This window comes from Rhizobium phaseoli (assembly GCF_001664385.1).
In the GTDB taxonomy this organism is placed as follows: domain Bacteria; phylum Pseudomonadota; class Alphaproteobacteria; order Rhizobiales; family Rhizobiaceae; genus Rhizobium; species Rhizobium phaseoli.
The window spans coordinates 2,593,482-2,618,727 of record NZ_CP013532.1 but is presented as its reverse complement, the minus strand read 5'-3'; the positions used below and the strand labels follow the sequence as shown (position 1 = coordinate 2,618,727).

The 25,246-nt window shown below is 63.5% G+C and carries 25 protein-coding genes; 19 read left to right on the top strand and 6 right to left on the bottom strand.

Annotated features, from left to right (window positions below; genetic code table 11):
* Window positions 1-4 precede the first annotated feature (4 nt).
* Window positions 5-3,937 (top strand): cobaltochelatase subunit CobN, encoded by a 3,933-nt coding sequence (gene cobN / locus AMC88_RS12700; protein WP_064825349.1) that lies wholly within the window; start codon window positions 5-7, stop codon window positions 3,935-3,937.
* A 16-nt stretch (window positions 3,938-3,953) separates the two neighbouring features.
* Window positions 3,954-4,589 (top strand): cob(I)yrinic acid a,c-diamide adenosyltransferase, encoded by a 636-nt coding sequence (gene cobO, locus AMC88_RS12695; protein ID WP_012484150.1) that lies wholly within the window; start codon window positions 3,954-3,956, stop codon window positions 4,587-4,589.
* A 22-nt stretch (window positions 4,590-4,611) separates the two neighbouring features.
* Here the strand turns inward: cobO and AMC88_RS12690 are convergent, their stop codons facing one another.
* Window positions 4,612-5,397 (bottom strand): TSUP family transporter, encoded by a 786-nt coding sequence (locus AMC88_RS12690; RefSeq protein ID WP_012484149.1) that lies wholly within the window; start codon window positions 5,395-5,397, stop codon window positions 4,612-4,614.
* A gap of 98 nt (window positions 5,398-5,495) precedes the next feature.
* Between AMC88_RS12690 and AMC88_RS12685 the strand changes: the two genes are divergently transcribed.
* The 8 genes from AMC88_RS12685 (at window position 5,496) to AMC88_RS12650 (ending at window position 12,310) form a co-directional block, all read left to right on the top strand.
* Entirely contained in the window at window positions 5,496-5,915 is a 420-nt protein-coding gene (locus AMC88_RS12685) for a cobalamin biosynthesis protein (RefSeq protein ID WP_010012054.1), read from the top strand.
* A gap of 69 nt (window positions 5,916-5,984) precedes the next feature.
* The gene (locus tag AMC88_RS12680; RefSeq protein WP_041683663.1) at window positions 5,985-6,935 is read left to right on the top strand and encodes a nucleoside hydrolase; all 951 of its coding nucleotides are present in this window, start codon (window positions 5,985-5,987) and stop codon (window positions 6,933-6,935) included.
* Window positions 6,936-7,236: 301 nt separating this feature from the next.
* A complete protein-coding gene (cobA, locus tag AMC88_RS12675) occupies window positions 7,237-8,076 on the top strand; it encodes a uroporphyrinogen-III C-methyltransferase (RefSeq protein WP_012484147.1) in 840 nt (279 codons plus the stop codon).
* A complete protein-coding gene (locus tag AMC88_RS12670) occupies window positions 8,073-9,380 on the top strand; it encodes a cobyrinate a,c-diamide synthase (protein ID WP_012484146.1) in 1,308 nt (435 codons plus the stop codon). The genes cobA and AMC88_RS12670 overlap by 4 nt, the downstream gene beginning before the upstream one ends.
* The gene (locus tag AMC88_RS12665; protein ID WP_012484145.1) at window positions 9,377-10,462 is read left to right on the top strand and encodes a threonine-phosphate decarboxylase; all 1,086 of its coding nucleotides are present in this window, start codon (window positions 9,377-9,379) and stop codon (window positions 10,460-10,462) included. Before AMC88_RS12670 ends, AMC88_RS12665 begins: the two co-directional genes overlap by 4 nt.
* Window positions 10,459-11,439 carry an adenosylcobinamide-phosphate synthase CbiB gene (gene cbiB / locus AMC88_RS12660; protein WP_012484144.1) on the top strand — a complete coding sequence of 327 codons (981 nt, stop codon included), beginning with the start codon at window positions 10,459-10,461 and terminating at the stop codon, window positions 11,437-11,439. Before AMC88_RS12665 ends, cbiB begins: the two co-directional genes overlap by 4 nt.
* Window positions 11,440-11,530: 91 nt before the next feature.
* Window positions 11,531-11,731, top strand: a complete 201-nt coding sequence (locus AMC88_RS12655) for an ECs_2282 family putative zinc-binding protein (RefSeq protein ID WP_010005318.1) — start codon at window positions 11,531-11,533, stop codon at window positions 11,729-11,731.
* Window positions 11,732-11,881: 150 nt separating this feature from the next.
* The gene (locus tag AMC88_RS12650; RefSeq protein ID WP_064825348.1) at window positions 11,882-12,310 is read left to right on the top strand and encodes a L,D-transpeptidase; all 429 of its coding nucleotides are present in this window, start codon (window positions 11,882-11,884) and stop codon (window positions 12,308-12,310) included.
* A gap of 140 nt (window positions 12,311-12,450) precedes the next feature.
* Here AMC88_RS12650 and AMC88_RS12645 read toward each other — a convergent pair whose 3' ends face one another.
* Complete coding sequence (locus AMC88_RS12645) at window positions 12,451-13,170, bottom strand: Crp/Fnr family transcriptional regulator (RefSeq protein WP_012484142.1); 720 nt, start codon at window positions 13,168-13,170, stop codon at window positions 12,451-12,453.
* Between the two features lie 373 nt (window positions 13,171-13,543).
* Here AMC88_RS12645 and AMC88_RS12640 point away from each other — a divergent pair, with 373 nt between their 5' ends.
* The 7 genes from AMC88_RS12640 to AMC88_RS12610 all read left to right on the top strand — a co-directional run bounded on the left by AMC88_RS12640 (window position 13,544) and on the right by AMC88_RS12610 (window position 19,916).
* A complete protein-coding gene (locus tag AMC88_RS12640) occupies window positions 13,544-13,822 on the top strand; it encodes an acyl carrier protein (RefSeq protein WP_003540486.1) in 279 nt (92 codons plus the stop codon).
* Between the two features lie 116 nt (window positions 13,823-13,938).
* A complete protein-coding gene (locus AMC88_RS12635; protein WP_004678659.1) occupies window positions 13,939-14,421 on the top strand; it encodes a 3-hydroxyacyl-ACP dehydratase FabZ family protein in 483 nt (160 codons plus the stop codon).
* Window positions 14,418-15,623, top strand: coding sequence for a beta-ketoacyl-ACP synthase (locus AMC88_RS12630; RefSeq protein ID WP_012484140.1), 1,206 nt, complete (start codon window positions 14,418-14,420; stop codon window positions 15,621-15,623). The genes AMC88_RS12635 and AMC88_RS12630 overlap by 4 nt, the downstream gene beginning before the upstream one ends.
* A 10-nt stretch (window positions 15,624-15,633) precedes the next feature.
* The gene (locus AMC88_RS12625; RefSeq protein WP_064825347.1) at window positions 15,634-16,920 is read left to right on the top strand and encodes a beta-ketoacyl-ACP synthase; all 1,287 of its coding nucleotides are present in this window, start codon (window positions 15,634-15,636) and stop codon (window positions 16,918-16,920) included.
* Window positions 16,921-17,071: 151 nt separating this feature from the next.
* The gene (locus AMC88_RS12620) at window positions 17,072-18,100 is read left to right on the top strand and encodes a zinc-binding dehydrogenase (RefSeq protein WP_004669770.1); all 1,029 of its coding nucleotides are present in this window, start codon (window positions 17,072-17,074) and stop codon (window positions 18,098-18,100) included.
* Window positions 18,101-18,106: 6 nt separating this feature from the next.
* Window positions 18,107-19,039: a lipid A biosynthesis lauroyl acyltransferase gene (locus tag AMC88_RS12615; RefSeq protein WP_012484138.1), complete on the top strand. Its 933-nt coding sequence runs from the start codon at window positions 18,107-18,109 to the stop codon at window positions 19,037-19,039.
* A gap of 184 nt (window positions 19,040-19,223) precedes the next feature.
* Window positions 19,224-19,916, top strand: a complete 693-nt coding sequence (locus AMC88_RS12610) for a PAS domain-containing protein (protein ID WP_029531288.1) — start codon at window positions 19,224-19,226, stop codon at window positions 19,914-19,916.
* Window positions 19,917-19,922: 6 nt separating this feature from the next.
* Here AMC88_RS12610 and AMC88_RS12605 read toward each other — a convergent pair whose 3' ends face one another.
* The 3 genes from AMC88_RS12605 to AMC88_RS12595 all read right to left on the bottom strand — a co-directional run bounded on the left by AMC88_RS12605 (window position 19,923) and on the right by AMC88_RS12595 (window position 21,542).
* The gene (locus AMC88_RS12605) at window positions 19,923-20,282 is read right to left on the bottom strand and encodes a VOC family protein (RefSeq protein ID WP_004669769.1); all 360 of its coding nucleotides are present in this window, start codon (window positions 20,280-20,282) and stop codon (window positions 19,923-19,925) included.
* Window positions 20,283-20,681: a polyketide cyclase gene (locus AMC88_RS12600; protein WP_004669768.1), complete on the bottom strand. Its 399-nt coding sequence runs from the start codon at window positions 20,679-20,681 to the stop codon at window positions 20,283-20,285. It lies immediately after the preceding gene.
* A gap of 69 nt (window positions 20,682-20,750) precedes the next feature.
* The gene (locus tag AMC88_RS12595; protein WP_016733319.1) at window positions 20,751-21,542 is read right to left on the bottom strand and encodes a helix-turn-helix domain-containing protein; all 792 of its coding nucleotides are present in this window, start codon (window positions 21,540-21,542) and stop codon (window positions 20,751-20,753) included.
* 209 nt (window positions 21,543-21,751) lie between these two features.
* Here AMC88_RS12595 and gndA point away from each other — a divergent pair, with 209 nt between their 5' ends.
* Both gndA and AMC88_RS12585 read left to right on the top strand, forming a co-directional pair.
* A complete protein-coding gene (gene gndA / locus AMC88_RS12590; protein WP_016733318.1) occupies window positions 21,752-23,203 on the top strand; it encodes an NADP-dependent phosphogluconate dehydrogenase in 1,452 nt (483 codons plus the stop codon).
* A 281-nt stretch (window positions 23,204-23,484) separates the two neighbouring features.
* Window positions 23,485-24,102 carry a class I SAM-dependent methyltransferase gene (locus tag AMC88_RS12585; protein ID WP_012484133.1) on the top strand — a complete coding sequence of 206 codons (618 nt, stop codon included), beginning with the start codon at window positions 23,485-23,487 and terminating at the stop codon, window positions 24,100-24,102.
* Window positions 24,103-24,138: 36 nt separating this feature from the next.
* Here the strand turns inward: AMC88_RS12585 and AMC88_RS12580 are convergent, their stop codons facing one another.
* The gene (locus AMC88_RS12580) at window positions 24,139-25,215 is read right to left on the bottom strand and encodes a D-alanine--D-alanine ligase family protein (RefSeq protein ID WP_012484132.1); all 1,077 of its coding nucleotides are present in this window, start codon (window positions 25,213-25,215) and stop codon (window positions 24,139-24,141) included.
* Window positions 25,216-25,246: the final 31 nt, after the last annotated feature.

Below are 25,246 nucleotides of genomic sequence, written 5' to 3'. Positions count from 1 at the left end.
ACCCATGCATCTGCTTCTGGCCCAGCAGGGAACGATCAGCGACGGCGAGGATGCGATCGACCTCGGGCAGACGCCGGGCGATATCCTGTTCCTGTCGGCGGCCGACAGCGAGCTTGCGGCGATCGCGACCGCCCATCGCGCCTGCGGTGGGCCGTATTCGCTGCGGCTTGCCAGCCTGATGAGCCTCAAGCACCCGATGTCGGTCGATACCTATGTCGAGCGCACGGCGCGGCAGGCCAAACTCATCATCGTGCGGGCGCTGGGCGGCGCCAGCTATTTCCGCTATGCGCTGGAGGCGCTGCATGCCTGTGCGGCCCGTAACGGCGCGCTGGTTGCCGTGTTGCCGGGTGACGCCAGGCCGGATGTGGGGCTGGCGCCTTTTTCGAACATCGCGGCCGACGATCTCGATGCACTCTGGGCCTATCTGATCGAGGGGGGCGATGCCAATACGCGCTCCTTTCTCGATTATGCCGGGGCAATATTGTCGGGCGCGGAAAAGCCGGCGCCGGCGGTGCCGCTGATGAAGGCCGGCATCTGGTGGCCGGGGCAGGGGCTGATCGGGGTCGAGGAGTGGCGGCGGGTGACAGCGCCTTCATGGGCCGAGTTTGCGGCGGAGAGTATGGTTGTAGCGGAGGAGGGATTTGAACCCCCGACAATCGCTATCAGCTTCTATCGCGCCCTCGTGCAGAGCGGCGAAACCCGCCCCATCAAAGCGCTAATCGATGCCTTGCAGGCGCAGGGCCTCCGGCCGCTGCCAGTCTTTGCCTACAGCCTTAAGGATCCTGTCTCGACGGGCATTCTCGAGAGCGTGTTCTCGGCGCTGAAACCCGACGTCGTGATCAACACCACGGGCTTTGCGGTCTCCGCACCGGGCGCGGACCGGCAGCCGACGGTGCTGGAGGCGAATGGGGCGATGGTGCTGCAGGCGATCCTGTCGGCCTCATCACGAGAAGCATGGGCGGCCTCCTCGCAAGGCCTGTCGGCGCGCGATCTCGGCATGAATGTGGCGCTGCCCGAAGTCGACGGCCGGGTGCTGGCGCGGGCAGTCTCCTTCAAGACGGCGGCGCGTTATGATACGGCCGTCGAGACCAACATCGTCGCCAGCGAACCAGACGGCGGCCGGGTGCGCTATACGGCGGAACTCGCCGCCAATTGGGCGCGGCTGCGCGCCACGCCGGCACGTGACCGACGCATTGCCCTTGTCATGGCAAATTATCCGAACCGCGACGGTCGGCTCGGCAACGGGGTCGGTCTCGACACGCCGGCCGGCAGCATCGAGGTGCTGCGCGCGATGGAGGCAGCGGGTTACCCGCTCGCCGATATTCCAGCCGATGGTGACGCGCTGATCCGGCATTTGATGGAAGGGCCGACCAATTCAGGTCATGACGGCCGGGTCGTCCGCGAGACATTTTCCCTGAGTCTCTACAACAGCTTCCTGGCGTCTCTTCCAAATCAGATTCAGGGTGAGGTAAAGGCCCGCTGGGGCGAACCAGAGAACGATCCGTATTTTCGTGACGGCGTCTTCGCCCTGCCTTTCGCCCGCTTCGGCGGCGTCCTTGTCGGCATTCAGCCGGCGCGCGGATACAATATCGATCCGAAGGAGAGCTACCATTCGCCGGATCTCGTGCCGCCGCACGGTTATCTTGCCTTCTATGCTTTCCTGCGCCGCGAGTTCGGCGCCAATGCCGTCATCCACATGGGCAAACACGGCAATCTCGAATGGCTGCCGGGCAAGGCGCTGGCGCTGTCGGAAGGCTGTTATCCCGAGGCGGTGCTCGGACCGTTGCCGCATCTCTATCCCTTCATCGTCAACGATCCGGGCGAGGGCACGCAGGCCAAGCGGCGGACGGCCGCCGTCATCATCGATCACCTGACGCCGCCTTTGACACGCGCCGAGAGCTATGGGCCGCTCAAGGATCTGGAAGCTCTGGTCGACGAATATTACGAAGCCTCCGGCGGCGATCCCCGCCGCATCCGGCTGCTCAGCCGGCAGATTCTCGATCTTGTCACCGATATCGGCCTCGACCGGGATGCCGGTATAATCGGCGGCGAAAGCGAAGGCGAGGCGCTGAAGAAGCTCGACGCCTACCTCTGCGACCTCAAGGAAATGCAGATCCGCGACGGGCTGCATGTCTTCGGCGTGTCGCCCGAGGGGCGGTTGCTGACGGATTTGACCGTGGCGCTGGCGCGGGTGCCGCGCGGGCTGGGCGAGGGCGCGGATGCGAGTCTGCAGCGGGCGATTGCGGGGGATGTATTGGCTTTTCCCCTTCTCCCCAGCGGGGAGAAGATGTCCGTCAGGACAGATGAGGGGGCGAGCGACGTGAGGAGCGAGCGGCTGAGCGAACGCGAAGCCGAGAGCGCGGCCCCCTCATCCGACCCTTCGGGCCACCTTCTCCCCGCCGGGGAGAAGGGGAGTCGCGCCCGTCAGCCTTCTTTCGACCCTCTCGACACCGATATGGCCGCTTCGTGGACCGGCCCCCGTCCTCAGAGCCTCGTCGACATTTTCGACGCCCCCTGGCGCACCAATGGAGACACGGTCGAGCGCATCGAGCTGCTGGCGGCCAAGCTTGTCTCCGGCGAAACCGCATGCCCTGCGGAATGGACGGCCACGCGGGCTGTGCTCTCCGAGATCGAGACCCGACTCAAGCCTTCGATCCTGGCCTGCGGCCCAGCGGAGATATCAGGCCTGCTTGCCGGCCTGGACGGCCGTTTCGTTGCACCCGGCCCCTCCGGCGCGCCGACGCGCGGGCGGCCGGACGTGTTGCCGACGGGCCGCAACTTTTACTCGGTCGACAGCCGCGCCGTGCCGACTCCGGCGGCTTACGAACTCGGCAAGAAATCGGCGGAACTGCTGGTACGCCGCTACGTGCAGGATCATGGCGAATGGCCTGATACCTTCGGCCTGACGGCCTGGGGCACGTCGAACATGCGCACCGGCGGCGACGATATCGCTCAGGCGCTCGCGCTGATCGGGGTCAAGCCGCTCTGGGATATGAGCTCGCGGCGGGTCACCGGCTATGAGATCGTACCGCAGGCAGTGCTTGGGCGGCCGCGTGTCGACGTGACACTCAGGATTTCCGGCTTCTTTCGCGACGCGTTTCCCGAGCAGATCGCCTTGTTCGACAGAGCGGTTCGCGCCGTCGGCGCGCTTGACGAGGACGATGCCGACAATCCGATCGCAGCGCGCATGCGCGGCGAAGCGGCAAGGCTTGCGGCTGCCGGTCTCGACGCCGCCGCGGCGAAACGGCGAGCGGGCTACCGGGTGTTCGGCTCGAAACCTGGCGCTTACGGCGCCGGGTTGCAGGCGCTGATCGACGAAAAGGGCTGGGAGCGGCGTGCCGATCTTGCCGAAGCCTATCTCGTCTGGGGAAGTTATGCCTATGGCGCAGGCGAAGAGGGCACGGCCGAACGCGGCCTGTTCGAGGATCGGCTGCGCTCGGTGCAGGCGGTCATTCAGAATCAGGACAATCGCGAGCACGACCTGCTCGACAGCGACGACTACTATCAATTTGAAGGCGGCATGGCAGCGGCGAGCGAGGTGCTGACCGGCGCACGCCCTGCTATCTATCATAACGATCATTCCCGGCCGGAGCGGCTGGTAATCCGTTCCCTCGAGGAAGAGATCGGCCGCGTCGTGCGCGGGCGGGTCGTCAACCCGAAATGGATAGCGGGCGTCATGCGCCACGGCTACAAGGGAGCGGCCGAGATCGCCGCCACCGTTGATTATCTCTTCGCTTTCGCGGCAACGACCGGAGCGGTCGGCGCACATCATTTCGAGGCGGTCCACCAGGCCTTCGTCGCCGATCCCGAAGTGCGCAGTTTTATGATCGAGAAGAACCCCGCGGCCTTCGGCGAGGTGAAAGAGCGGCTGCACGAAGCGATCGACCGCGGCCTGTGGACACCGCGCAGCAATTCGGCCCGGTTCGACCTGGTTTAACAGAATGAGGTAAGCGATGAACGACGAAATCCCGGAAAATGCAGCGGTCAAGGACGACGCGCGCCACGCCGAGAAGATGGCGAAGAAGAAGGCTGCGCGCGACAAGATCATGGCGACAAAGACAGACGGCAAAGGGCTGATCATCGTCCATACCGGCAAGGGCAAGGGTAAATCCTCGGCCGCCTTCGGCATGATCTTCCGCCATATCGCCCACGGCAAACCTTCGGCCGTCGTGCAATTCATCAAGGGTGCGATGTGGACGGGCGAGCGCGATCTGATCGAGAAGCATTTCTCCGACCTCTGCCAGTTCCATACGATGGGCGAAGGTTTCACCTGGGAAACGCAGGATCGCGCCCGCGACGTTGCCGCCGCCTCGGCCGCCTGGGAAAAGGCCAAGGAGTTGATCCGCGACGAGCGCAATTCGATGGTGCTGCTCGACGAGATCAACATCGCGCTGCGTTACGACTATCTCGCCATCAACGACGTCGTCGCCTTCCTGAAAAGCGAGAAGCCGGCCATGACGCATGTCGTGCTGACCGGCCGCAACGCCAAGGACGAACTGATCGAGATCGCCGATCTTGTGACCGAGATGGAACTCGTCAAACATCCGTTCCGCTCCGGCATCAAGGGCCAGGCGGGCGTCGAATTCTGAGGCCCTGGAGATGGCGCGGCGGTTAGACCCCGAGCCAGACGCGCAGCGGGTTCGCGGGATCGGCAAGCAGCTTTACCGCGAGAGCGACGCAGACGATGACGAGCAGCGGCTTGATGAGCTTGGCGCCGATGCGCATGGCGAGCCGCGAGCCCAGCTGGGCGCCGAGGAACTGACAGATGCCCATCAGCAGGCCGATCTTCCAGAGGATCGCGCCGAAGCTTGCGAAGACGACCAGTGCGCCGAGATTCGAGCCGAAATTGAGAAGCTTGGTATGGGCGGTGGCCTTCAGCACGCCGAAGCCGGCGAGGGTGACGAAGGCGAGCATGAAGAAGGAACCGGTGCCGGGACCGAAGACGCCGTCATAAAAGCCGATGGCCGGTACCAAGGTCAGGCCGAAGACGAAAGGCGTGATGATCCGGTGTTTGTCGAGATCGTTGAGGTTCGGCTTGACGGCAAAGAAGATCGCGATCGCCACCAGCAGCACCGGCATGATCGCCTGTAGCACCTGTCCGGGCACGATCGTTGCGAGGGCAGCGCCGATCGCCCCGCCCATCACGGCCATCAGCGCCATCGGCAGCTGTTCGTGCAGCTGCACATGGCCTTTGCGGGCATAGGCGAGTGTTGCCGAAGCGGCGCCGAAGATCGACTGCACCTTGTTGGTGCCGAGCGTCTGCAGTGGCGGAATGCCGGCGATCAGCATGGCGGGGACGGTGATCAGGCCGCCGCCGCCGGCGATGGCATCGACGAAACCGGCAAAGAAGGCAGCGGCGCAGAGCAGCAGAAGCAGATGGAGGGCGATGTCAGGCAAGATGCTATTCCAGAAGGGCTTTCAGCCGGTCTTGTTGCATTTCCCCCTTCAAGCTGCAATGGCTGCAAGGACACAGCGAGGCGCATTCGACGGCTTTCATGAGCAATATTTCTTTCGATGGCACGAGGCGATATGTGCTCGGCCTCGGGTGCGAGCGCGGGGCGCCGCCTGCGGAGGTGCTGGCGCTTGCCAATGAGGCATTGAAGGCGGCCGGCATCGGCGGGCCGGAGCTTGCTGCCATCGCTTCCATCGACAGCCGCGGGCAAGAAGCGGCGGTCCTCGCCCTCGCCGCGCATTTTGCCGTGCCTGCCGTTTTCTTCAATGCGGCGCGACTGGAGCAGGAGACGCCGCGGCTCAAAAATCCCTCCGCTATCGTCTTTGCCCGCGTCGGCTGCCATGGCGTGGCGGAATCGGCAGCGCTTGCGGCGATCGGCGCAGATGCCGAACTGGTGCTCGGCAAGATCAAATCCGCGCATGCAACAGCGGCTATTGCCCGCATCGGGTTGCAGAAAGCCTGACGGTCGCTATGGTGGCGGCAATTCGCGGCGCCGACCGGCAAGTCAGCGATTCATATCTAGAGGACAATCATGCACAAGGTCATTTATGACACGGATCCCGGCGTCGATGACGCCATGGCGCTTCTTTTCCTGCACCGCCATCCCGAGATCGATCTGATCGGCATCACCACCGTTTTCGGCAATGCCTCGGTCGAGACGACGACGCGCAATGCGCTTTTCCTCAAGCGTGAATGGGATATTCCGGCACCTGTCGCCAAGGGAGCGGGCGTCACCATCGATGCGGCGCGCGCCGAGCGGGAGTTTCCGGCCATGGTGCATGGGGACAACGGCCTGGGCAATATCGAGGTGCCTCACACGATCGACCTGCCGCTCGACCCCCGGCCGGCGCACCGCTTCATCATCGACACGGTGCGGGCCAATCCCGGCGAGGTCAGGCTGGTGGCCGTCGGCCGGATGACCAATCTGGCGATGGCGCTGAAGGAAGACCCCGAGATTGCCGGCCTGGTCAAGGACGTCGTCATCATGGGCGGCAATTTCTATGTGCCAGGCAACGTGTCACCCGTCGCCGAAGCCAATATTCACGGTGATCCCGAGGCCGCCGACATCGTCATGACGGCGCCGTGGAAGGTCGTCGTCATCGGCCTCGACGTCACCTCGATCACCACGATGAGCCGCAGCTATCTCGGCGCAATGGCGGCCAAGGGCGATGCGGCAGTGAAGCTGCTCGACGGACTGTCGCAACATTACATCGACTTCTACAGCCATGCGGTCGATGACGGCATGATGGTGCATGACAGCTGCGCCGCCGTTTACGTCGTGGCGCCTGAGCTTTTCACCACCATCACCGGCGCGGTGCGCGTCGTCTGCGGCGGCATTGCCGATGGCCAGACGGTCGTCAAGCCGGACGGCCGCCGCTTCCCGCCGGGCGATTGGGATGGCCTGCCGAGCCAGATCGTCGCCACGGGAATCGAGTCGCAAAACGTGCTCGATCTGATCCGCGATACGCTGCTTCGCGCTTGATACGGTAGAAGGTCGGTTGCCGACGACTGGCAAGGCCGGCCAACGCCTCTTTCGTCATGCTCGGGCTTGTGCCCCAAGAATCTGCCTCCGTTCGATAGGGCAGCAGATCCTCGGCACAAGGCCGAGGATGACGACGCGCGGGAGGTGAGCGTTGTTTATTATAATATTCATAGTCTTGCCCGGCTTTCCCGAGAATTCGAATCCGCCGCCTCGCAAAGTGAGTCATCGCCGTCTCGGCAACTTCAAGTGAGGTGGCGCGGGCGGCGTTGACCTTGCTCCTCGCTGGGCCTAGATCAACAAAATGTCGATTAATCCACTTTCACATTTGCCGGCGCTGGAGCCGGGGAGCGTCTGGCTCGTCGGGGCCGGTCCCGGCGATCCCGGGCTGTTGACGTTGCTTGCCGCTAAGGGATTGGCGGAGGCGGATGTGGTGGTGCACGACGCGCTGGTCAACGACGACTGTCTGAGGCTCGCACAGCCAGGCGCGGAACTGGAATATGCCGGCAAACGCGGCGGCAAGCCCTCCGCCAAGCAGCGGGATATTTCGCTCCGGCTGGTGGAGCTGGCGCGCGCCGGCAAGCGGGTGCTGCGGCTGAAGGGTGGCGACCCCTTTGTTTTCGGGCGGGGCGGGGAAGAGGCGCTGACGCTGGTCGAGCATAACATTCCCTTCCGCATCGTGCCGGGCATTACCGCCGGCATCGGCGGGCTTGCCTATGCCGGAATTCCGGTCACGCATCGCGAGATCAACCACGCCGTGACCTTTCTCACCGGCCATGATTCCTCCGGGATCGTGCCCGATGCGATCAATTGGGAAGCGATCGGCAAGGGATCGCCTGTCATCGTCATGTACATGGCGATGAAGCATATCGCCCAGATCAGCGCCAATCTGATGGCGTCGGGCCGCCTGGCATCCGAACCCGTCGCTTTCGTCTGCAATGCGGCGACCGGGGCGCAGCGGGTGCTGGAGACGACACTCGGCAAAGCGACCGATGCGGCTGCCGCCTCCGGGCTCGAGCCGCCGGCGATCGTCGTGGTCGGCGAGGTGGTGCGGCTGCGGGCCTCGCTCGACTGGCTCGGCGCCCTTGCAGGCAGGCGGCTGCAGCCCAATCCGTTCGGGCGCTCCGGCAAGGTGACGGCATGAGCGGCCTCCTGATTGCAGCCCCTTCCTCCGGCGCCGGCAAGACGACAGTGACGCTGGGGCTGCTCAGGGCGCTTCGCCGGCGCGGCGTGGCGGTCGCACCCGGCAAGGCCGGCCCTGACTACATCGATCCCGCTTTCCATGCTGCGGCGAGCGGCTCGCCCTGCCTGAATTTCGACCCCTGGGCGATGCGCCGGGAACTGATCTCGGCCAATGCCGCGCTGCACCGTTCCGGCGACCGCATTCTCGTCATCGAGGCGATGATGGGCCTGTTCGACGGGGCGGCCGACGGGAAGGGGACGGCGGCCGATCTTGCCGCCCAACTCGGCCTTTCCGTCGTGCTCGTAGTGGATGCCTCGCGCATGTCGCAGTCGGTAGCGCCGCTGGTATCGGGTTTCGCCGGCTTCCGCGCCGATGTGCGGGTTGCCGGCGTCATCCTCAACAAGGTTGGTAGCGAGCGGCACGAGGCGATGCTGCGCCAGGCGCTCGAAGCAATCCGCATGCCCGTTATCGCCGTGATCGGCAGCGACAAGGCGCTTGCCTTGCCGGAACGCCATCTCGGCCTCGTCCAGGCCGGCGAACATGCCACCGTCGAAAATTTCATCGACCAGGCGGCCGACGCCGTCTCCGAGGAGTGCAATTTCGAATTCCTGCTGCGCATCGCCAGGCAGGGCCTCAACCGGCCGTCGGCCGCCAATATCGAACGGCTGATGCCGATCGGCGCCCGCATCGCCGTGGCGCGCGATGTCGCCTTTGCCTTTTCGTACGAGCATATGCTGCTCGGCTGGCGGCGGCGCGGGGCTGATATCTCCTTCTTCTCGCCGCTTGCTGACGAGGCGCCGGCCGGCGATGCCGATGCGATCTATCTGCCGGGCGGTTATCCCGAGTTGCATGCCGGGCGGCTTTCCCAGGCGCAGAATTTCCGCGCCGGCATGCTCGATGCGGCGGCTCGCGGCATCCGGATCTATGGTGAGTGCGGCGGCTACATGGTGCTTGGCAATGGGCTGATCGATGCTGAGGGCATGCGCCACGAGATGCTCGGCCTGCTGCCTGTTGTCACCAGCTATGCCGAGCGCCGGCGCCATCTCGGCTATCGCCGCGTGACGCCGCTAGACGGCGCCTTTTTCGCGCGGACGATGACGGCGCATGAATTCCACTATTCAACAGTCGTCTCCGAGGGGGAGGGAAAGCGGCTGTTTACAGCGCAGGATGCACTCGGCACTGATCTCGGTGCCGTCGGGCTCCGGCGCGGCCAGGTGGCCGGGTCCTACATGCATCTGATCGACCTTGCGAGAGCGGCCGGATGAGCGCGCCGATCGATCATGGCGGCGGTGTCACCGCCGCAGCCGCCGCCTTTGGCGGCAGGCCGCAGGACTGGCTCGATCTTTCCACCGGCATCAATCCGTGCCCGGTCGCCCTGCCGGAGATCCCGACAAGCGCCTGGCACCGCCTGCCGGACAGCTATCTGGTCGATGCGGCAAGGCGGGCGGCGCGGGATTATTATGGCAGCGGCGACACCCTGCCGCTGCCGGTGCCTGGCACGCAATCGGTGATTCAACTTCTGCCCCGCCTGCTTCGACAGGGAAGCCCGTTTGCCATGACGGACGATAAGATCGCCATGGCGGACGACAGGGTCGCCGTGACGGACGACAGGGTCGCCGTGACGGACGATAGAATCGCTGTGTTGTCGCCGACTTATGGCGAATATGCGCGCGCCTTCGCCTCGGCCGGTTTTGCCGTCGATGCGGTCGACGATATCGCTGCGGTAGGCGGCCAGCATAGGCTTGCCGTCGTCGTCAATCCGAACAATCCTGACGGGCGGATATGGCCGGCTGAAGCGTTGGCAGCGCTGCACGACAGGCTGAAATCGACAAACGGGCTGCTTGTTGTCGACGAGGCATTCGGGGATACGGATCCGGCGCTCAGCCTCGCAGCCCGCGCGCAGGAGCTTCCCAACCTGATAATCTTCCGTTCCTTCGGCAAGTTTTTCGGGCTTGCCGGCCTGCGGCTCGGTTTTGCAATCGCGCGCCAGGATATTCTCGCCTGTTTCGAGGACTGGCTCGGTCCCTGGGCGGTCTCCGGCCCGGCGCTGTCGCTTGCCGCCTCGCTGCTTCGTTCGGACATGGCTGTGATCCGCCGCTGCCTCGATGACCGCAGCGCCGCCTTGCAGGCGGCGCTGGGCACTGCCGGGTTGCGGATCAAGGGCGGAACGACGTTGTTCACTCTTGTCGCCGATCGCAGGGCGAGCGACATTTACACGCATCTTTGCCGGCATCATATTCTCGTCCGCAAGTTCGATTATGCGCCGGATTGGCTGCGTTTTGGGTTGACGCCCGATCCGGCAGCGGACAACCGGCTTGGCGCAGCCCTTCAAGGATTTGAGCGATGACGATCGACGAAAACCTCCTCGTGCTGCTCCTGGCGCTGCTGCTCGACCGGATCGCCGGCGATCCGCAATGGCTGTGGTCGCGGGTGCCGCATCCCGTCGTCATCTTCGGCGCGGCGATTTCCTACGCCGACCAGCAACTCAATCCCTCAAGTCTGACGGGCTCCCAGCGCCGGATGAACGGCGTCGCGGCGATCCTGGCGCTGCTTGTGCTGTCGATCGCCGCAGGCTTCGTGTTCGACCGGTTTTTTGCCCTCTTCGGCCTTGCCGGCCTCGTGCTGGAGGCCGGTCTGGTGGCGATCTTTCTGGCGCAAAAGAGCCTTGCCGACCATGTCGCGGCCGTCGCGACGGCCTTGCGCGGCGAGGGGCTTGCCGGCGGCCGGAACGCCGTCTCCCGTATCGTCGGGCGCGATCCCGAGACTCTCGACGAACCGGCCGTCTGCCGTGCGGCGATCGAAAGCCTTGCGGAGAATTTCTCCGACGGCGTCGTGGCGCCGGCCCTCTGGTATGCCGTCTTCGGGCTGCCGGGCCTGCTCGCTTACAAAATGCTGAACACGGCGGATTCGATGATCGGCCACAGGTCGGATAAATACATCGATTTCGGCTGGGCCGCGGCGCGGTTGGACGATATTGCCAACTGGCCGGCCGCGCGGCTCTCCATCCTTTTGATCGCCGCCGGCGCCTGGATTCGGCGCGGCATGAGCCCCTGCCGCGAGGCGATCCGGGTGGCGATGCGTGACGGCGGCCTGCACCGCTCGCCGAATTCCGGCCGGCCGGAGGCGGCAATGGCCGGTGCTCTTAACGTCCAGCTCGCCGGCCCGCGCATCTACGGCGGAGTAGTCGTGACCGAGCCGATGATCAACAACGCCGGCCGCGACGTTGCCACCGCCGGCGATATCGAGGATGGTGTGTCGGTGTTTTATGCCAGCTGCATGGTGCTCACCGGTCTGATCTTCGGCTTGTTTCTGTGTTTTCTTTAGGATGCCTCGCACCGCTTGCACACGCCGGTGGACAGTTTTGCCGCAAAGGTTTATGCGAAGCGCCTCATATCGATCAGACCGGAAGATAGCGATGACAGTTCAGGTTGAACTCCCGTGCCCGAAGTGCAAGAGCACCAAGATGAAATTCGAGCGGGCCGAGATCCGCGAGACCGACATCATCACCTGCGCGGCTTGCGGCCATAATCTCGGGACGATGGCCTCGATCCGTGAGAAGATGAACAAGGCCTACCAGCAGATCAAGCGGCCATCGGCGGCGCGCAAGCTTCAGTGAACAAGCGCTGCCGTCTTGCAGCGTCCCGATCACACTTACGCTCGTTAGAATTGTGATTACCATTCGGGTTAAAGCAATATAATAAGTATCGTCGTAGTCTCTCTGCCGTGAGGGCGCAATCACACTGCGCGGGTGCGAAGAGGGGTTATCATGAAGACGATTTTTGCGGCCGCGGCCGCAAGTTTATTGCTGCAGTTTTCTCCGGTTGCGGCTGAGGCAGCAACGCTGGTTGCCAATATCAGCATCGGCAAGCAGACGATGACGGTCACCGAGAATGGCTTCGTCAAGTATCGCTGGAAGGTTTCGACCGCGCGCGATGGCTATGTCACGCCGACCGGTTCCTGGAGCGCCAAGTGGCTGTCGCGCGATCACCGCTCCCGCAAGTACGACAACGCGCCGATGCCTTACGCGGTATTTTTCAACGGCGGTTACGCCGTTCACGCCACCTTCGATCTGAAGCGTCTCGGCAGGCCGGCCTCGCATGGCTGCGTTCGCCTGCATCCCGACAATGCGGCGGAGTTCTTTTCGCTGGCGCGGCAGGCAGGTCTCGCCAATACCTGGGTGGTCATTACGCGCTGACTAGAGCATGATGCCGAAAGTGTGAGCGGTTTTCGGACAACATCATGCTTTAACCCTTTAGTTTAGAACCGGATTCAGATTTTGGGCCAACCGGACCTAAAATCATCCTGTTCTGCACCTGAACCGGGCGGCTGACACCGTTATGCGCTGATCTTCTGCAGCTCATCCATATCAGGAACAACGATATGTCTGGAGTTCTCGATCAGGATGACTCCCCGCTTGCGCAATCTGGTCATCTGCCGGCTCACAGTCTCGATCGTCAGCCCGAGAAAATCAGCGATTTCGGCGCGCGATAACGGCAGGTCGAAGGCGGTGCTGATGGCGGTTTGCGGCTCGGCGTGGGTGGCGATGAGGTGAAGCAGGCTTGCGACCTTCTCCTCCGCCGTGCGGCGGCCGAGCGTCAGCATCCATTCGCGCGCCGCATCCAGCTCGTTGAGCGCCTGATCGTGCAGGCTGCGTTGCAGCTCCGGCGTCTCCGCTATCATGCGGTCGAGCAGGTTCCGGGGAAAAACACAAATTTCGGCATCGGTGGCCGCCTCGGCAGACAGCGTGCTTTCGCGCACGAAGGGTCGGCCGACGAAATCGGGAGCGAACTGCAGGCCGACGATCTGCTGGCGACCGTCCGGCATCATCTTGCAGAGCTTGATCACGCCACGCGTGATGTTGGAATAGAATGAGCTCTCCGACCCTTGAGCAATGATCTCCGAGCCGGCGTCGACCTTGCGGCGCAGGGAATGGCGGTTGAGCTCCTTCAGCTGGGCGTTCGACAAGGCGCCGCAGACGACGCCATGCCGCGCCTGGCAGGAGCGGCACGCGGTGGGCGTGCCGGCCTCGAAAACCTCACTGCGTGCGACGTCCATGTCCTGATCCCTTCGAAAATCCGACCTGTGCCAAGTCATGCCCGGACCGCGATCTCGATTTCTTCCAGCGCGGTTTGATGATTATCAAATCACCGGCGTCGCGATTTGATTAAGATCAAACTCAGGTGCGGATGTTGGGCACGCTCGCATCCAGCGAGTCAGCGATTTGATTCGCGCCGCCGCCCATCACGCGCCAAGACGGGCCTTGCATCGCGTTTCGGGTTCGCGCAACACTCCGGAACGTCCGGCACTCCATTGCTGTTTAGGCAACACCTCATTGCCAAATTGCCGCAACGCCCGGACGAAAGCATTGGCTTTTGAAATGGATTTGCCTATGAGGAGGTTTAAATCGTCATTTCATGAGGTACAGCGCGTGACCGCTACATTCGATAAAGTTGCCGACATTATTGCAGAAACCAGCGAGATCGACCGTGCCACGATCACGCCGGAGAGCCATACGATCGACGACCTCGGTATCGACAGCCTTGATTTCCTCGACATCGTCTTTGCGATCGACAAGGAATTCGGCATCAAGATTCCGCTCGAAAAGTGGACACAGGAAGTCAATGAGGGCAAGGTTTCCACCGAAGAGTATTTCGTGCTGAAGAACCTGTGCGCCAAGATCGACGAGCTCAAAGCAGCCAAGGCCTGAGAGATCTGACCGTCTTTTTTGAACGCCCTGCCGCCGGACTATGGCGGCCGGGCGGTTTCGTTCCTAACTAGGCGTCACCGGTGGGCGGATCTTGCCCGTCGGGCCGGAGGATCCGAATGCTGCTGGAATATTTCCAAATGATTGACCGCGTCGAAGCGGTGGACCTGAAGAAGGGCACGCTTGCGGCGCGATCCGTCGTGCCGGCCAAGAGCCCTGTCTTCGAGGGCCATTTCCCCGGCATGCCGCTGGTTCCCGGCGTGCTGCTGATCGAGACCATGGCGCAGGCCTCCGGCATGCTGGTGCTTGCCGCCACCGATTTCGCCGCCATGCCCTTCCTGATGTCGGTCGACGGCGCCAAGATGCGCACCTTCGTCGAGCCGGAAGCCGTGCTCGACATCGAGGCGGTGCTGGAGCACGACGGTTCGGGCTTCGCGGTCACCAAGGCCAAGATCACCAGCGGCGGCAAGAAGGTCTGCGATGCGCAGTTGAAGCTGCGCACCATGCCCTTCAGCGAGGTTCCGCTCGGCGATATCGTGAAAAAACGCGCCGGCGAGGTCGGGCTTCTCGACGCGATCGCAGCGCAGGGAGTGATTGGATGAGCAAGGCCGCAAACGACGTCGTCATCTCCGGCGTCGGCATCGTCACCTGTCAGGGCGTCGGCAAGGACGCGCATATCGCGCTGCTTTCGGCCGAAAGCGCGCCGAAGGCGATCGTCGAGACCGAAAAATTCAAGCCCTATCCGGTGCATCCGCTGCCCGAGATCGACTGGTCGCAGCAGATTGCCAAGCGTGGCGATCAGCGCCAGATGGAAAACTGGCAGCGCATCGGAGTCTTCGCCGCAGGGTTGGCGCTCGACGATGCCGGCTTCAAGGACAATATCGAGGCCTGCGGCACGATGGACATGATCGTGGCGGCCGGCGGCGGCGAACGCGACATCAACGTCGATACGCTGATCGTCGACGAGGGCCTGAGGCGCAACGACCGCGAGCTGCTGCTGAACGAGAAGCTGACGACGGAGCTGAGGCCGACGCTCTTCCTGGCGCAGCTTTCCAACCTGCTCGCCGGCAACATTTCCATCGTTCACAAGGTCACCGGCTCGTCGCGCACCTTCATGGGCGAGGAAGCCTCAGGCGTTTCCGCCGTCGAGACGGCGTTCTGGCGGATTCGCTCCGGCGAATCCACCCATGCGCTTGTCGGGGGCGCCTTTGCTGCCGAGCGCCCCGACATGATCCTGCTGACCGAGGCGATCGGCGCGCATACGCGCGGCGAGTGGGCGCCGCTCTGGTCGCGCTCCGGCCTCGATGGCGGCGGCATGATCACCGGTTCGGCCGGTGCCTTCCTGGTGCTGGAATCGCGCAAGCATGCAGAAGAGCGCGGCGCGCATATCTATGCGACGATCAGCGCCGTCGAAGGTGATCGCGGCAATCGCAGCGCCGGCAATTTCGAGGTGCGCATGGAGCGGCTGTTGAAGCCTGCCGCCGAGCTGCCGGCGGAGAGCACAGCGATCTTCTCCGGCTCGACCGGCATGCATGAGATCGCCGCCCGCGAAAAGGCGGTGCTGGAGCATCAGCTTCCCGGCGCTGCCATCCGCGGCTTCGGCGGTGTGTCCGGTCACACGATCGAGGCGCAGTTCCCGCTGGGGCTGGCGCTCGCAGCCCTTGCCATCGATGCCAATGCCAAGGTCCCGCCGTTCGATGCCGCCCATGAAGCGCCAATGAAGGCAGGCACGAAGGCTGCTGTCGTCACGACAGTCGGTCACCAGCGCGGCGAGGGCGTCGCCGTTCTTTCGGCTGAGGCGTGAGGAGACAGATATGACGGATTCCCTTTACAAGGATCATCTCGGCCGGCCGATAGTCGCAGTGACCGGCATGGGCATCATTACCTCGCTCGGCCAGGGCCTGAAGGACAATTGGGCGGCCCTTTCTTCCGGCACCTCGGGCATCCATGCGATCAACCGCTTCCCGACCGAAGGCCTGTCGACCCGGATCGCCGGCACCGTCGATTTCATCGAGATTCCCGTGCCGAACGCCGTCGAGCGCTCCTATGCCTTTGCGCGCGAGACGACCATCGAGGCGCTGGCCGACGCCGGTCTGTCAGGTGACTTCAACGGCCCGCTGTTCCTTGCCGCGCCGCCGATCGAGCCTGAATGGAGCGCCCGTTTCGAGCTTGCAGACCGTTCGCCGGGGGCCGACCATCCCGGTGATGCTTATGAGCGCTTCCTGACGGCGCTGCGCCAGCGGCCGGACCCGGCTTTCCATGAGGCGGCGCTGTTCGGCGCGATTTCCGAGCGCCTTGCCGACCGGTTCGGCACGCGCGGCCTGCCTGTGACGTTGTCGACGGCCTGCGCCTCCGGCGCGACCGCGATCCAGCTCGGCATCGAGGCGATCCGGCAGGGCCGCACCGACCGCGCCCTGACCGTCGCCACGGACGGCTCGCTGAGCGCCGAAGCGCTGATCCGCTTCTCGCTGCTGTCGGCCCTTTCGACCCAGAACGATCCGCCGACCAAGGCCTCCAAGCCGTTCAGCAAGGATCGCGACGGCTTCGTCATCGCGGAGGGTGCTGCGACGCTGGTGCTGGAATCGCTGGAATCGGCGGTCGCCCGCGGCGCCAAGGTGCTCGGCATCATGAAGGGCGCCGGCGACAAGGCCGACAGCTTCCACCGCACCCGGTCGTCGCCCGACGGCGGCCCGGCCATCGCGACGATCCGCGCGGCTCTTGCCGATGCCGGCATGAGCGAGGCCGATATCGGCTACATCAACGCACACGGCACCTCGACGCCTGAAAACGACAAGATGGAATATGGCTCGATGTCCGCCGTCTTCGGCGAGAAGCTGGTAGGCATTCCAGTGTCGTCCAACAAGTCGATGATCGGCCATACGCTGACGGCTGCAGGCGCGGTCGAGGCGGTGTTCTCGCTGCAGACGATGCTGACGGGCACGCTGCCGCCGACGATCAACTACAACAATCCCGATCCGTCGATCGTGCTCGATGTCGTGCCGAACAAGAAGCGGGAAGCCCAGGTTTCGGCCGTGCTTTCCAACTCCTTCGGCTTCGGCGGGCAGAATGCCAGCCTTGTCATGGCGCTCGAACCGGCTTAGAGACCCTCCTTGATTTTGGGACGAAGTGGTTTTTGACGTCATCCTCGGGCTTGTCCCGAGGATCTACTTGCGTCACTCAATGACCGCTGGCAGATGCTCGGGACAAGCCCGAGCATGACGACGATCCACGTAGAAGAAAGAACTATATATTATGCGAGCGCTGCAACTGATCGATGACCGTAAGCTTGAGATCACCGATCTGCCGGAACCGGATGCACCGGCAGCCGGCGAGGTGACGCTGCGCGTCAAGGCCGTGGCGCTCAACCATATCGACGTCTGGGGCTGGCGCGGCATGGCGTTTGCCAAGCGCAAGATGCCGCTCGTCATCGGCGCGGAAGCCTCCGGCGTCGTCGAGGCGATCGGGCCCGGTGTCGCCAACGTGCTGCCGGGTCAACTGGTGTCGATCTACGGCGCGCGTACCTGCGGGCTCTGCCGCCCGTGCCGCGAAGGCCGCGACAATCTCTGCGAACACGTTTCCGGCGTGCACGGCTTCCATCTCGACGGCTTCGCGCAGGAGAAGGTCAATCTGCCGGCGCGCCTGCTCGTTCCGGCTCCTCCCGGAGTCGATGCGATCGGCGCAGCACTCGCGCCCGTTACCTTCGGCACGGTCGAACACATGCTGTTCGACAATGCCAAGCTCGAACCCGGCGAAACGATCCTCGTCCATGCCGGCGGCTCCGGCATCGGCACGGCGGCGATCCAGCTTGCCAAGAAGATCGGCTGCACCGTCATCACCACCGTCGGCTCCGACGACAAAATCGAGAAGGCCAAGGCGCTCGGCGCCGATCACGTCATCAACTACCGCACCGACCGCTTCGAAGGCGTAGTGCGCAAGCTCACCAAGAAGAAGGGCGTCGACGTCGTCTTCGAACATGTCGGCAAGGATACCTGGGCGGGTTCGATGCTCTGCATGAAGCGCGGCGGCCGCCTCGTCACTTGCGGTTCGACCTCGGGCGTCTCGACCGAAATGAACCTGATGATGCTGTTCCAGCAGCAATTGAAGCTGCTCGGCTCCTTCGGGTGCCGCATGGAAAACATGGCGGATGCGATGCAGAAGATGGGCCGCGGGCTCGTGCATCCCGTCATCGATACCGAAGTCGGCTTCGACGATATCGACCGGGCGCTGGAGCGGATGGAATCGCGCCAGATCTTCGGCAAGATCATCCTGAAGATGGATTGACCTGAAGTGAAGCTGATCATCACCCGGATCGTCCTGGCGCTCAGGAATTTCCAGCAATGGCTGGTGGCGCAGGCGATGTTCGGCTTCCTGAACCTGCTTAAGCTGTTTCCGGCCGATGGCGCGATCCGCTTTGCCGACAGGGTGATGCGCCGCCTCGGCCGGCGGACCCGCCGCCACAAGCTGATGCTCACCAATCTGCGCAACGCCTTTCCCGAGAAGAGCGAGGCCGAGATCGAGAAGATTGCGCTCGCCAGCTGGGGCAATATGGGAAGGCTCGCGGCCGAATATGTCTTCCTCGACCAGCTGTTCGACTATGATCCCGAAAAATCGGAACCGGGCAGGGTGGAGGTCTCGGGCATTCCGATCTTCCTCGACCTGCGTGACAATCCACGCCCCTTTATCGTGTTCACCGGCCACACCGCCAATTTCGAGCTGCTGCCGGTGGCGGGTGCTGCCTTCGGGCTGACGGTGACCGTGCTCTTCCGGCCGCCGAACAACCCTTACGTCGCCAAGAAGGTGTTCGACTTCCGCAGCGCCCGCATGGGCAAGCTGGTGCCGTCGCATGCCGGCTCCTCCTTCGCGCTGGCGCGTCAGCTGGAAGCCGGCCAGGGGGTGGGCGTGCTCGTGGACCAGAAATTCGGCAAGGGGCTGAAGGGCACCTTCTTCGGGCGCGAGGTGAAGACCAATCCGCTGCTGCCGAAGCTGGTGCGCCAGTTCGATTGCGAGGTCTATCCGGCGCGCTGCATTCGCCTGCCGGGAAACCGCTACCGCCTGGAAATCGAGCCGCGGCTGGAGATGCCGCGCGACGAAAGAGGCAATCTCGACCTGCCGGCAGCGGCCCAGCTGCTCAACGACAAGGTGGAGAGGTGGGTACGGGAATATCCGGAACAGTGGCTCTGGTATCACGATCGCTGGCAGATCAAGAAGACGCTCGCATAAGAAGGTCCACCCCCCATTTATCAGCGGTGAAAAGCGGCAGGTGCTCTCGAGTTGAAACCGAGTACACTTCATGTTACCCGTCACCACCAGGGCGTGAGTAAAATCTACCGCAAGGCGCATTTTCGTGCATGCTGCCTTATCGGTTATTGGGCACACCGCTTGGACAATGGGAGTGGGAGGCGTCTTGCAGGAGCTTTTTCGAGCCTTTTCCTTGCGTTGCGCGCAAATAGAGGAAGCCATACGCCTCGGCGACGATCAGCGCGTCATGTCGCTCGACCGGCATGTCGAGCCGCTGGTCGAGGCGATCCTGGCATGCCGGGCAGCGAATCTGCTGGAAGTGTATATGCAGCTGCAGTTCGCGAGCCATCTCATCGCCCGTGATGCCGATGACAGCGCCAGCGTCCGAGAACATACGGCGGTGCTGTCCTGCCTGCTTGATGGCTATTTCGGCACTCATGGGCCGGACTGGCGGCTGCCTTCACCGCAGGATGTGCGCATCGAGCCGCCGGCGGCCTATGTGCCCGACACCGACAACGGCCAATTTCTCAATGCGGCGATCCTCGAAAGCCTGCCGGATCGGGTGGCGGTGCTGACCAGGGACTATCGCTATCTCTATTCCAATGCGGCCAACAGCGCTCATCTCGACAGAAGGCCGATGGATCTCATCGGCCACCATATATCCGAATTCATCGGCGAAGAACGCTTTGCCGGATGCGCTAAACATAAGCTGGATGCCTGCTTTGCCGGCGAGCAGATCGACTACACCTATGAGCGGGCGGCCGGCGCTGGCCCATCGCGGCAGGCGCGCTGTCGCATGTCGCCGCTGCGCGATGCCGGCGGCACGGTGATCGGTGCTCTGATCGTGATGGATCGGTGATCGAACCTATGCAGTCGCCCAGACGGCGAGCTCGTAACCGTCTCGATCGAGGAAATGGAAGCGGCGGCCGCCGGGAAAATCGGTGATCGGCCGGCAGATCGTGCCGCCGGCCCTTTCGACCGACGTCAGCACCTCCTCCAGATCATTGGCGTAGACGACGACAAGCGGCCCTCCTGGCCGCACAGGTCCGAAATCGGTAAAGCCACCCTTCAAACGGCCATCGTCGAATTCGCAATAGTTCGGCCCGTAATCGGTGAAACGCCAGCCGAAGGCCGAGCCATAAAAGGCCTTGGCGGCAGCGATGTCGGCGACGTTGAACTCGACATAATCGATGCGGCGGTCGTGGTTTTCTGACTTATCGGCCATCTATCTCTCCATCAGGGCTTTCAGCATGGCGAGGTCCTTCTCGACATGGGCGGCATCGGCGGAAAACTGCGCGTCGGTCATGCCGGGCAGGCGCAGCAGCGTAAACATGATCTCGCAACCATCGCCGTTCGGCACGATGCGCAATGCATTATAGACCCTGAGACCGGATTCGATCGTCACCGTATGGTCGATCACGCCGAATTCATTAGCGGGCACGAAGCTGACCTTGATGGTGCCGAGAGGGCCATGGGCGATCCAATCGGCGCCATTGGGCTCAAGACCGGTCGCAAGGCCGGAGGCCCAGAGCGGCATGTTCTCCGGCTTGCCGGCGAAGTCGTAGACGTCGCGCCAGTCACGCTCGATCGATCGGTGGATGATTCTTGCGGGCATAGTCGACATGGCTTGCAGGTCCTTGATCTTGGTCGAGCGAGAATAACAGCCCGACCCGCGGCGTCTTGAACAAAACGGTCAGTCCGGCATTTCCCGCGCGTTGAGCTGATCAAGAATGACGCCAGGCGTCAGGCATGAGAGTTCGCCGACCTCGCGCGTCATGTGGGCTTGATCGGCAAAGCCCGCTTCCAGTGCAAGTTGGGCCAGCGGCATCGCGTGCGATCTGCGGCAGAGGTCGAGGAAACGCTGGAATCGGCGGATGCGTTCCAGCGTCTTGGCGCCGTAGCCGAAATGCTGGTGGCAGCGGCGGCGCAGCTGTCTTTCGCTGATGTCGAGCCGGCGGCGCAGGCTGGGCGAGGGGCAGCCGCTGTCGGCGGCGGCAAAGATCACCGCGGCGTCGGCGGCGGGCTCCTCCTCCCCGCGTGCAGCCTCTTCGAGCAATCGGGCGAACAACACCATCGCGTCCGCAGCGTCGGGACAATCTTGCAGCCGCGCCTCAAAATCGGCGGTGTCCGTCCGGCCGATATCGCTGAGCCGCACCGAGCAGCCGACCAGCGCCGAGAGCGGCGTTTTCAGCCAGAGTGCGGCGGCGCCCGGTGCAAACCGTGCACCAATGACGGTCGTGCCCGGCCGGATGAGGGGAAAGGCCGCCGTCCTGTCAGGCCCGGCAACGACCAGCCGACCGCCGATCCAGAGCAGATCGCAGTAGCCGTCCGGGACGATCGCCACCGTTGCCGGCGGTCCATCGTGAAGCGAATGCGACCAGAGCCGGCTGAAATGGCCCCGCAGCGCCGGCGGAGGCGCATATTCGCGATAGCGGCCGGCGCGGGCCGCCAGGAGAATTCCACCGTTTCGTTTTTCCGTTGCCACGCGATATCTCCCGAACGGCCTATGATACCATGAGATAGGGCATTACAGATGCGCCAAGGGCAGGTCACACCATATCGCTGCCTGCCGATCAGAAGGCAGCTTGTCGGACAAGCCGGCATTGGAAGCTTCATTTCATTGACTTTTGCGAACCGATTAGACCCTTGGCAGACTTGCCGTTTGAGTAAGACAGTGCCACAACACCGGTCCAAATGACACATCGGAGGTTTGTCGTGGAAAAGGCAGAAATCGGACTGATCGGCCTTGCGGTCATGGGCTCCAACCTGGCGCTCAACATCGCGGAGAAAGGCAATAAAATTGCGGTGTTCAACCGCACGCCTGAGAAAACCGACGAATTCTACGAAAGCGCCGGCGATCTGAAAAAGCAGATCATTCCCTGCAAGACCATAGAAGAGTTCGTCGATGCGATCCGGCCGCCGCGGCCGATCATCATCATGATCAAGGCGGGCGATGCCGTCGATCAGCAGATGGAGGCGTTGCGCCCGCATCTGTCCAAGGGCGACATCATGATCGATGCCGGCAACGCCAATTTCCGCGATACCGTCGCCCGCTTCGACCGCCTCAAGGATACCGATCTGACCTTCATCGGCATGGGAGTTTCCGGCGGCGAGGAAGGTGCGCGCCACGGCCCGTCGATCATGGTCGGCGGCACCGAAGAGTCCTGGAAGCGCGTCGAGAAGGTTCTGACCTCGATTGCCGCCCGCTACAATGACGAGCCCTGTGTCGCCTGGCTCGGCAATGACGGCGCCGGCCATTTCGTCAAGACCATCCATAACGGCATCGAATATGCCGACATGCAGATGATCGCTGAAATCTACGGCATCCTGCGCGACGGCCTCGGCAAGAGTGCCTCCGACATCTCCGGCGTCTTCGGCGAGTGGAACAAGGGCCGGCTGAACTCCTACCTGATCGAGATTTCCGAGAAGGTGCTTGCTGCGACCGACCCGGTTTCCGGCGGCCCGATGGTCGACATGATCCTCGACAAAGCCGGCCAGAAGGGCACCGGCAAATGGTCGGCCATCGAGGCACAGAACATGGGCATTCCGGCAACGGCAATCGAAGCCGCGGTCGCCGCCCGCAGCCTTTCCTCGATGAAATCGCAGCGCGAAGCCGCCGAAAAGATTTTCGGCACGCAGGCCGTCTCCTTCCCGATCGCCTACGGTCCCGAACTCAACAAGGATTTGGAACTGGCGCTGTTTGCCGCCAAGATCGGCGCCTATGCGCAGGGCTTCGCCGTAATGGCGGAAGCTTCGCGCGAGTTCAACTGGTCGCTGCCGATGCCGACCATTGCCAGGATCTGGCGCGCCGGCTGCATCATCCGCTCGCAGTTCCTCGATGAGATCACCTCGGCCTTTACCAAGGCTCCCGACGCTGCGAACCTGATCGTCACGCCCGCCTTCTCGGAAATGGTCAAGGAATCGATTCCGGCGCTGCGCCGCGTCGTCGCCGCGGCAATTTCCGCTGGTCTGCCGGTGCCGGCGCTGACTTCGGCGCTCACCTATTTCGACGCCTACCGCCAGGGCAGGGGCACGGCAAACCTCATCCAGGCCCAGCGCGACTTCTTCGGCGCCCACGGTTTCGACCGTCTCGATGGCAAGGATTTCCACCACGGCCCCTGGGGCAGCGGCGCGGCGACCTTCTGAGGTTTGCCAAGCAGAAGATTAAGGGAAAGCCCGGCCCTCGCGCCGGGCTTTTTCGCTTGCCCCTCGGTCTTTCGTCAACTTTGCATTGCCCGCAGTCTTCGAACCGCCGGCATTCGGAGTTGCGTTGCGGGCGCCGGCATGATCCTTAAATTGCCGAACCTCGAACCCGATCCGGTCGCTCTCATCTACGCCACTTCGCTGTGACACGTCCGGACATTTGTTACTGACATCTCAGTTCCTACATTTTCATCACTCATATCGGCGGCAAGGACAATGGAGCGATGACGGACGCGAAACGGGAACATTGGGACGCAGTCTACCGCACGAAAGCTGCCGACAGCGTCAGCTGGTATCAGCCGACGCCCGAACCTTCTCTGCGGGCGCTCGACGCGCTGCAGTTGCCGGTCGCAACCTCGCTGATCGATGTCGGCGGTGGCGCATCGAGCCTTGTCGACCGTCTAGTCGAACGCGGGTGGTCCGATCTTACCGTTCTCGACATCGCCGCGCCGGCGCTCGATGTCGCCAAGGCGCGGCTCGGGGATGAGGCCGCCCGCATCGCCTGGGTGATTGCCGATGTCACCGTGTGGCGACCGGAGCGCCGGTACGATGTGTGGCATGACCGCGCCGTCTTTCACTTCCTCACCGAGCCGGAACAGCGGCTGGCTTATCGCCGCGCGCTCGAAGCTGGCACGTCGCCAGGCAGCATCGTGATCATCGCCACTTTCGCGCCGGACGGTCCGGAGCGCTGTAGCGGCTTGCCGGTTCAGCGTTACGATGCGGCTGCCCTTGCGACGGCATTCTCTTCGGCTTTCACGCTCGAACGCGAGTGGCGCCAGGATCACACGACGCCCGGTGGTGGCCGACAGCCCTTCCAATGGTGTGTCTTTCGCAAGCGCTGAACTTTGTCAGGCCGATGCCTGACATCAAGCGCCGCCTCAGCCTGTCCGGCCGGCGCGCGCCATGCCGTGATCGACGAGCCGGTCAATGACCTCGGCATAGCTGACGCCGCTTGCCGCCATCGCCTTGGAATACATGCTGATATCGGTAAAGCCGGGGATGGTGTTGATCTCGTTGATGAGGAACCGCATGTCCGATGTCAGGAAGAAATCGACGCGCGCCATGCCGTCGCAGCCGACAGCCCGGAAGGCCTTTGCGGCCATGTCGCGCATGGTGGCCTCGACGTCCGGCGGCAGCTCGGCCGGCACTTTCAGCGCCGCGCCGTTCTCGTCGATATATTTGGCATCGTAATTGTAGAAGCCGTGGCTTTCCGCCGGGACGATCTCGCCCGGCCGGGAGACGAAGAGTTCGCCTGCCGCATTCTCCAGCACGCTGAATTCGATCTCGCGGCCGGCAACAAATTCTTCGGCCAGCAACGTGTGATCGTGGCGGAAGGCCTCCGCAAGGGCGGGCGCGAATTCCTGGCTGGCATGGACCTTGGCGACGCCGACCGACGATCCCTGTCGCGCCGGTTTGATGAAGAGCGGCAGGCCGAGCTCGCTTTCGAGGGTTGCCAGCGAAGGGGCGGCATCCGCACGGATGGTCACGGCGCGCGCCACCGGCAGGCCTGCTGCCCGCAACAGGCGCTTGGCGATATCCTTGTCGAGTGCGGCGGCCGAGCCGAGGATGCCGCAGCCGGCGAGCGGCACGCGGGCGACCTCCGCCAGACCCTGCACCGATCCGTCTTCGCCGTACGGGCCGTGCAGCACAGGGAACAGGATGTCGATCCCTGGCAAATCATATGGCGTCCCACCGGCCGGGATCGCCATCATCCGTCCACGTCCGCCCGGCACGAGGCAGATTTCTGTGCCGGATGACGGTGTCGCCAAGGCGCCGTCCACGATGCTGCTGAGCAGCCACTGTCCCTCGCGGCTAATGAAAATGGGAACGGCGTCGTATTTCTCGGGCGCCAGGGCGCCCATGACATTGGTTGCCGAAAGGATGGAAACCTCATGTTCGGCCGAGCGGCCGCCGAAGAGCACGGCGATGCGCAGCCTGTTTGGGGACGGGGTCATGAAAGCCTCCGAAGCGATCTGGTGTTGAAAA